The organism is Salinivibrio sp. HTSP, assembly GCF_003390965.1.
GTDB classification, from domain to species: Bacteria; Pseudomonadota; Gammaproteobacteria; order Enterobacterales; family Vibrionaceae; genus Salinivibrio; species Salinivibrio kushneri.
In genome coordinates, this window is the sequence record NZ_PXUD01000039.1 from 1 (window position 1) to 7,939 (window position 7,939).

The window sequence follows — 7,939 nt, forward strand, 5'->3', positions numbered from 1 at the left end:
GCAAAGCCCGTGTCTTATGGATATGTGGGGTTTATTAACCGCTTACCTTGGGCGATGCGTCGCCCAAAGGGGTCGTAGCGGTAGCGATACCGCGTGCTGTTGGGCAGTTCAATGTGGGTTAAGGGTGTCTAGTACACGCCCTGCGCGATCATGGCGACGTTTTTGGCGCTGCACGCAAGTATGTTGAAGGCATCAAAAAAGTAGATACCTCCAATGCAAAACTGGAATGTGACGCTGCCGCAGCTAATCAGCAACCTCGAAGGGCGGATCGAGGATTACATGGTTCTGTGATGGCTCGGTGACACAGAACTATGAACACCCTCCTTTTTATAAATTGCCAAGATACAAACTTCGACGGTTATTTCATAATTAATACCTTACACTTTAATAAAAGCATCATACTTAAAGTAATATATAAATGCTTTAAAAAGATCCTCATCTGAAAAGTTAATATTTTGAGCACTCAGGTTTTTAACTATCGACTGCACTGTTTGTACCCCCATAACGTATCTATACCCTTCGTCTTTAACGATATCTGGATCATCATCTGGATCATCTGAATTAACATCATCAGGATCTTCAATCATAGCCAAAGATTCGAGTTCCCAAGATGATACATCTTTAGGTAGATACAAAGCTAAATACCAATCAATACTGTCTGATTCTCTTAATGTTTCTCTTAGTTTTTTCTTCATCATTTATCGTCCTCCTCCCCAATTGGACATTCCACCTTTTCCTCCCGGATGCAAGCTTTCTTGAACTAAACCGGGAGCCTGATGTTGAGATAATGGCACCAGTTGCATGACTCCCGGTCGATCTGGATGATGATGCCAAGTTAACTCTCTTACAGGTGCACGCCTTGGATATGCTCCCCGAGGCCCAGGTTTAACTCCGTCATTAATACCTGGATACATATCTTCCATACTCTTCGCAAAACTAGAGTCTGTTTGCATTGCCTCGTGCAATTTCCTATTGGCATCTTGAAAATGAACTTTGTCAGAGCGTCCAGGGTAATACTCATCATCGATTTTAGCTTCATAAGCTACTGAATATTGGGAGCTACTGAGTGGTCTTCCTGAGTCATCTTTACATCCATTGGGTGCCAGCCCCAACGGATCCACCCACTCTAGTGGATTGGCAACATACGCCTGTGGCCTTAACCCTCCCGCAAACCCTATTGGGTCAGGGCTTAAGTATTGGCCACTGTCTGCATCGTAATAACGGTTTACGTTATAGTAAAGGCCCGATTCTGGGTCTTCGAGTTGTCCTTGGTAGCGAAGGTCACACTGTATACTGTCGTTGGCCGCTTCTTCGCGTCGTTGCCAGTGGCGTTGTGATTGCCCGTGGTAATGACCCCATAGCGCTTGCTCTCCCCGCCAGACAATATCACCTTGCTCATTACACAGCTCTTGCGGTGTGCCCGCGTGGTCGGTCACGATGTAATGCAGCTCGCTGCCTTGCTCATGGTGGGTCACTTGCGCCATCGGGCGGAAGCTGCCGGGCTCGTAGAGGTATTCGGTTTGTTGCAACACCTGCCCATCAGCGGTGGCCTGTTGCTGCTGCACAATATGCGCGCCGTCCCACAGGTAGTGCGTCTGTGTTTGGCTTTGCGCACATTCTTTGGCGATGCGTCGCCCAAACGGGTCGTAGCGGTAGCGATACCGCGTGCCGTTGGGCAGTTCAATGTGAGTTAAGCGGTCATCCGCGTTCCAGCTAAACCGCGTCACCTGTGGCCGGTAGCCCGTTTTGTTCTCGGTCTTTTCAATCACGCGGCCGCAGGCATCATAGCGATAGCGAAAACGGCCAGTTTCTAATACACGCCCTGCGCGGTCATGGCGGCGTTTTTGGCGCTGCACCCGCGTATCGGCCAGTGACACGACTTGTTGCTGTTGGCTGTATTCGGTCGCAAATCCCGTCTCATTGAGGTTCAGTTCGCTGTCGTACCCAAACAGGTGCACAAATCGTCCGTTAGGTTGCGAGGCTTTTTGTTGTCGTGCCCCAACCACTTGGCCATTGGGGTTAAGCGTAAACCGATGACTGCCACGGTGGTTATCATCGATTCCAATTAAGCGGTCAAGGGCATCGTAGTGGTAACGCCGCAATGGGTCTTGGTGTTGGCCCAGCGCTTGTTGTGTCAGTAGGCCTCGCTCACTCCATTGATGGGTTAAACGAAAACCTTGTTGGTTACCTCGCTGTTGCTCTTGCCCTTGTGGGGTATAAGCAAAATCAAGCGGCTGGTGAGCACCGATTTGCACCTGTGTCAGCTGATGATGGTGCCAGTCATACTGGCGCGCGGTTTCGGTGCCTTTGGCCTCTATACGGCGTCCCGCTTCATCGTACTGATAGGCCAGTGTGGTGCCATTAAGGGTTTCTTCCACCAATAACCCTGCTGGGCTATAGCGTAGCCCTACCCATGCGTCACCATTTTCGGCGTAGGTCAGGCGCGAGGCCGCGTCGTATTCGTACCAGGTTTGCCCGGCTGGTGCGCCCGACGCATCGAAGGTGTGGATGTGGCTAACCCGCCCCCCTTGGTCGTAGTCGTATTGGTGTTGATAGCCATCAGGTTTGGTGTGACGACTCAGCCGCCCTGCTGCGTCGTACTCGTACTGCTCAACGCGCTTATCATAGTGCTGCTGGCTAACTACACGTCCTTGTTTATCAAAGGTGTAGCGCCAGTCATGGCCTTGACTGTTGGTGACCCCAGCAAACTCTGCTTCGGCATTGTAGTGGTAGCGAGTCACCGCCCCGAGAGGGTCAATCGCCTGTGACAATAAGTCAAACGCATCGTAATCGAACGACTGGCTATGCCCCAGCGCATCGGTGACTTTGACCAGATTGCCTTCAATGTCGTATTCAAAGTAAGCGGCAGTGCCATCTTCATAACAAACGCTGCTTGGGGTGAGGCTATCGTTTTGGTAGTGCCACGTCCGGACCAAGTTATTGTCACTGATGCGTCGGCATAACCGCCCTTGGCGATCGTATTCAAACCGCATACCCATGCCCACTTGGGGCGCTACGCGGGCCAATAACCCGAGTTCATTGTAGGTATAGCGCGTGGTGGTGCCATCGGGCTCCGTCAGGCTTTCTCGGTGCCCTTCTGGGGTATAAGTCAGCGTGGTTTCCCGCCCTTCAGGATCGGTTGCGGTAATCACATCCCCTTGTGGGTTGTATTGATACGTCCATGTCGCACCTTCAGGGTCGGTATAACCGAGTAGATGGCCTTCCTCGCTGTACTGATAAGCATGCACCGCCCCATCCGGCAGCATCACGTCGGTTACATTCCCCCAATCATCATAGGCATAGAAGGTTGTCTCACCCAATGCATTGGTTTGGCTAATTAGGTTGTCGTTATCCCACGTTTGAGTGATGGTGCTACCATCGGGCGCCACGGTTTTCACCACGCGGTTGCGTTCGTCTAAGTGGTAAGCGGTAATGCCACCAAACGCATTTTTGTAGTAATGGATCCGCTGCTCGTCGTCGTAGCGAATGTGGTCGTTCCAGTAGTCACCCGCACAACGTGTCGCAAGGGCTCGGCCTTGCTCGTCGTAATCATGCTCAACCCAGGTCTTAGCCTTATCTTGCCAACGAATAAGGTGACCGGCTTGATTGTATTGGTAGTCAAAATTCCGTCCCGCTTCCGCGCGCACCGAGAGCAAAAAGCCTTGGTCGTCATAATGATACTGCGCCAATTCACGGATCACCGTTTTATCGCGCTCACACAAGGTTAAGGCGGTAATGCGATTACGCTCGGTGGCAACCTTGATTAAGCGCTGATCTGTTAATACCACCCACTTTAATGTGGCGTGCTGATAAACAAACTGGGTGCTGTTACCGTAGCTATCTTGGACTTTGGTGACTTTGAGTACGCTGCCCGCGGCAAAGCCAAAGTGATAACTCAACCCGGTTTTGTGCTTAAGTACCAAGTGCCCAGATGGATCTCGGTGTAAACGCCAATCAGGCTTCATCGCCGATTGGGTTGGCGTCGCGGTAAATGGGAGCGGGAAGCGTGCTTGGGTATAGTCTTTGTCTATCCATAACGCCGTGTCGCCTTCAATGGTCAGACTGATATCCCAACTGCTTCGCCATAGGCGACCCATCAGGCCAGTGTGACGCTCTCCGCGTGAGTGATAGTAGCGCTCGTGTGACACAGGCAAATGAGCCGCAACGGTAAAGTCTTCCCGTAGCTCAAAGGCTTTACCCGTTTGCATATCAACAGGTTCGCCTTTTTCCGTACATTTATTGGAAGGCTGACAGGCCCCGTCCCCGTCGGTTTCATTGGTGTGACGATTAGCCTTGTCTTGATTTTCTTGATGAGGGTCTGCCTTGCCTGCGTTGGTGTTTTCTGGCGCCTCAAGGGTCTCTTTAGGGTGCGCGGTGCCAGGCTTAACCGTAATAATTTTGCCCTTGAACTCATCAAATTTTCCTTTGATCCAATCGAGCATGTCATCGATTTTTTGAAGCAAGGATTTCAAGCCATCAATCATTCCAAGGATGGCACCGGACGCAAGACGCAGGATCCAGCTATCGCTTTGCATCACCACTTTTTCTAAGCCAAAAATGGTTTTGTTGATTAACTCTTTCGCTTCCTTGGCGCAACTGTTAAGCGTTTTATCAAAATCGGCCAAATACTTGACGAGGTTGCCATTCGACAAGCTTCGGATGATTTTCATCGCCAGTTGAATTGCCCGAGAATCGGCTTTTTTGAGTGCATCTAAAATGGCACAACCGGTTTTTTTCGCCGCATCCCCTAACCCAGGCACGAAACCGATGGCTATCAAGGTTCCCTCGGCCCAATGCCAGTTATCTAGTGAGTCTTGCTCATAAGTCCGCCAGCTCCAATCGCCCAAATCATATAAATCCATGGCCTGCCCGACCACAGGGACGCAGCCTAACGCGATTTCAACAAACAACAATAAAGCGGGATTATCTTGCGCCATACTTGCCGTCTCACCGGCTAGGCTGCTATACATTTTTTGAACCGCTTCTTTTTGCTTGCGTGTCCCTTGGTTTATTTGACGGTGAAGCATCCAAAACCGCTCATAAGCCGGTTCATAGTCATCGGGGATCCACGTTGTCCAGCTTCGATCAACGTCAATGCTATCGGCCGAGCTGTCGTCTGCATCGTAAGACAAATAGCCTTTGCGGTTTAAAAGGGTATAGAGGGCAAAATATTCGCCAGCCAGTGCCGCGTATTCCGGCGAGTCTTGCAGGACGGGGTTGTTCGCCAGCACTTCTTCTGGCTCGAATTCATCGTCTCCCTCTTGTAGCAAAATCTCATAGCCCCCACACCCCATGTTCTGGATCTTGCACAGCCCCTGATCGTCGGTTTTCCCTTCAATTTGCGTTTTTTTGCTATCAGTCAACACAAAGGGGGCATTGGGCACGGGCTTATCATCGTCGTAATGGTAACGAATAAACGTTTCACAGGCACACTCGACGCAGCCGCCTTCTAATACGTTGTCTGTTGAAAAGTTTTGTTGGGCGGCCTGTGAACTCGAGAGCAAAGCGGCCTTTGCATTACTGCTCATGACGACGAAGATTCCTTATCTAGTAGAATTAAAGCTTGCTCAAATAGACGATCCATAGGCGTTTTTTGCCCATCGATAATGGGTCGGGTAATGATCTTCTGTGCCCACGCCTCTTGATAGAAGGTATCGCCTAGCTCGATTTTTAAGCTAAGAAAACGAACAATATCTTGCTGTTGCTGAAACCCGTTGGCGCTTGCTTCGCTCACACCAGTTTCAATGAATTGCGTCCATTGCGCCTCTGACCATGCATGGGTGCGCCCATGGTGGGTCTGTAGATGCGTTTTGTAGGCTTGATACTGCTTTGGCAGTGATAGATTCAACAGAGCGGCATATTGCGCCTCGCTCAGCGCACGCGGCAAGGGCGGACAGAAGGCCTTATCTGCCGCTTCCGGACGCAAGGGGAAGGTTTCTCCCTCGGTATCATTAAGTGTACCGAACAGCGCATATTTAAACGGCCCGCTTAATGCCTGCTTTTCTGTGTCTGACGAGGCGTGCCATAGCGCTTGAAACACCTGCCTATCGAACAATCGCAGCAACACGGTTTGTTGATAGGTATCTTTAACCTGTATCCACGTTTGCCAAAAACGCTTCGCACGAATGAAGAGGCTCTCTTCATCTTGGTTGATAAGCGGATCATCAAACACAAAGGCGATGCCCCAGTTCGGCTGCTCTTCACTCAGCGCTACAAGCCAGTCGATGCTGGGATTGACCAATAAGTAAGGCGATAGCGAATGGTGGATCTCGCCCATTTCGCCCCAATACAACCGATGGGTCGCGAGTGCGTCGTCATCGATCGCTTGGAAAACTTGCGGACATACAGCGGCATCAACCACCGCGCAAAACGGTGCTGATAACCGATTGATTAGTGCATTCTCGGACGCTTGATTAGGCATCATATTTACTCTGTGATCAGTGTGGCGCGGCCTTCAATGCCTAACCATCCGCGGGTGGTATATTTTGTTTTGAGCAACTCATCGCCTTTGTGCTTGTTATAAAACACAGTAATGGCTTTTTTTATCGAGAAAATAGCCAGTAAACGCTCAAACTCCGGGTGCTGATAAAATTTATCGCCTAGGTAAAAACGCGTATATGCGAATGTTTCCCACTCATTTCGTGTCGCATTGGGATATTTTTCACTGGCAATGTGCAGGCCTTCGATAAAGCAGTTTCTAACGTTTTGCCTTTTCAGTAACCAAGCGTAATTAGGGGCTAAGTCAGAGTGAACAGCCGTAATTAGCTCTTCAACTCTTTCTGGCCAGAAGAAGATATCGTGCTGTTCAGACGTTAAGACGATGGGCGACGACAAAGCGTCTTGTGGCGCCCAAGGCGACCCCGTTTCCTCGTCCCAACATGGTAGAAGCATCGGCTTGTCATCAATCACATCCGGCATATAGAGTGCCTCATGCGCCCCTATAAATGCGCCTCTCTGACCATCGGTGAGAACGTCAAAAAGCTCTAGCAATACACTGGTGCCGTAGAAGCGCAGCATTCGGGATGTGCCTGACTTGTCGATAATACTCACCCATTGTTGCCAGTGAGAATGAAGCGAAGCCATCGAGCCATTGTAAACGCCAACAAGACCAGCATTTGGGAAGCGTTGGGTATAATCATGGATCCAATAAAGTAGTGTTTCTCCGGGCTTACCTTCTTTGATCTCAATGATGAGTGGTGAGGCATCCATAAGGTGTGCATACTCTGTACCCTGATAAAGATACTCCCACGCCACATCGTTGCCAGACACCATCGCTTCCCAGAATGTTCTAGCTTCGGGATTTTGCACAGCATCAAAAATAAAATAAAACAGTTTATCTTTTGATTGTGACAATACTTCAAAGGGAGTTTTATGCGTATCTTCCATATAAAATGCCTAACTGAGTCTATTAATATTTATAATTTGGCGTCAATGCCATAACGCTCTCGCAGTATCTTTTCATCCTGCTTTTTAGATGAGTCGGATTGCGGTTTTAGATAAGGATGCGTCCCTTCCTCTTCACACTCTTCGCGAGGGCGATAGCCTCTTGGCTTAACACAGTACACAATATTGTTTCTAAAACGCTCTCCGTATGGTGTCAAAGCGGGAAACTGTACACCGAGCTCAATCATTTTTTGCTGAATTTTCAGCATTTTTTTATACGCTTCGCTGGATTTATCCATACTATCTAGTGACTGTTGAACCGAATAGGCTGCACTCAGTCCACCATTGTCTATCACAAAAGGATCAGCACCGTTATCCAAGAGATAAAGCACTTCATCCATGTTTACTCTGATGAAATCTAATAGCGGTGTTTGCCCTAAACCGTTTCTGGCATTTACATCCGCGCCAAACTCAACCAACAGTTTCAGTGCGTCATTGTCTTCTAGGTCTGGCACATCAAAAATCAGCGTCTCACCATATTCATCGGTTAAATTTG

Annotated in this window: 4 protein-coding genes and 1 pseudogene; all 5 read right to left on the minus strand. The window is 49.4% G+C overall.

Going from position 1 to position 7,939, the window contains the following annotated elements; all coding sequences use genetic code 11:
- Positions 1 to 377 precede the first annotated feature (377 nt).
- Positions 378 to 698, minus strand: coding sequence for a hypothetical protein (locus tag C7A19_RS08590; protein ID WP_116644698.1), 321 nt, complete (start codon positions 696 to 698; stop codon positions 378 to 380).
- The gene (locus C7A19_RS08595) at positions 699 to 5,528 is read right to left on the minus strand and encodes an RHS repeat-associated core domain-containing protein (RefSeq protein WP_116644699.1); all 4,830 of its coding nucleotides are present in this window, start codon (positions 5,526 to 5,528) and stop codon (positions 699 to 701) included. It abuts the gene before it with no gap.
- Positions 5,525 to 6,424, minus strand: coding sequence for a DUF4123 domain-containing protein (locus C7A19_RS08600; protein ID WP_116644700.1), 900 nt, complete (start codon positions 6,422 to 6,424; stop codon positions 5,525 to 5,527). Before C7A19_RS08600 ends, C7A19_RS08595 begins: the two co-directional genes overlap by 4 nt.
- A 2-nt stretch (positions 6,425 to 6,426) precedes the next feature.
- Positions 6,427 to 7,386 carry a DUF4123 domain-containing protein gene (locus C7A19_RS08605; protein ID WP_116644701.1) on the minus strand — a complete coding sequence of 320 codons (960 nt, stop codon included), beginning with the start codon at positions 7,384 to 7,386 and terminating at the stop codon, positions 6,427 to 6,429.
- Positions 7,387 to 7,415: 29 nt separating this feature from the next.
- Positions 7,416 to 7,939, minus strand: a pseudogene (locus tag C7A19_RS15585) (ankyrin repeat domain-containing protein); the annotation flags it as partial.

What these genes read in the sequence shown, in the direction of transcription:
- C7A19_RS08600 (WP_116644700.1), bottom strand. Translation starts at nt 6,424, where the DNA reads ATGATGCCTAATCAAGCGTCCGAGAATGCACTAATCAATCGGTTATCA.
- C7A19_RS08605 (WP_116644701.1), bottom strand. Translation starts at nt 7,386, where the DNA reads ATGGAAGATACGCATAAAACTCCCTTTGAAGTATTGTCACAATCAAAA.
- C7A19_RS08590 (WP_116644698.1), bottom strand. Translation starts at nt 698, where the DNA reads ATGATGAAGAAAAAACTAAGAGAAACATTAAGAGAATCAGACAGTATT.
- C7A19_RS08595 (WP_116644699.1), bottom strand. Translation starts at nt 5,528, where the DNA reads ATGAGCAGTAATGCAAAGGCCGCTTTGCTCTCGAGTTCACAGGCCGCC.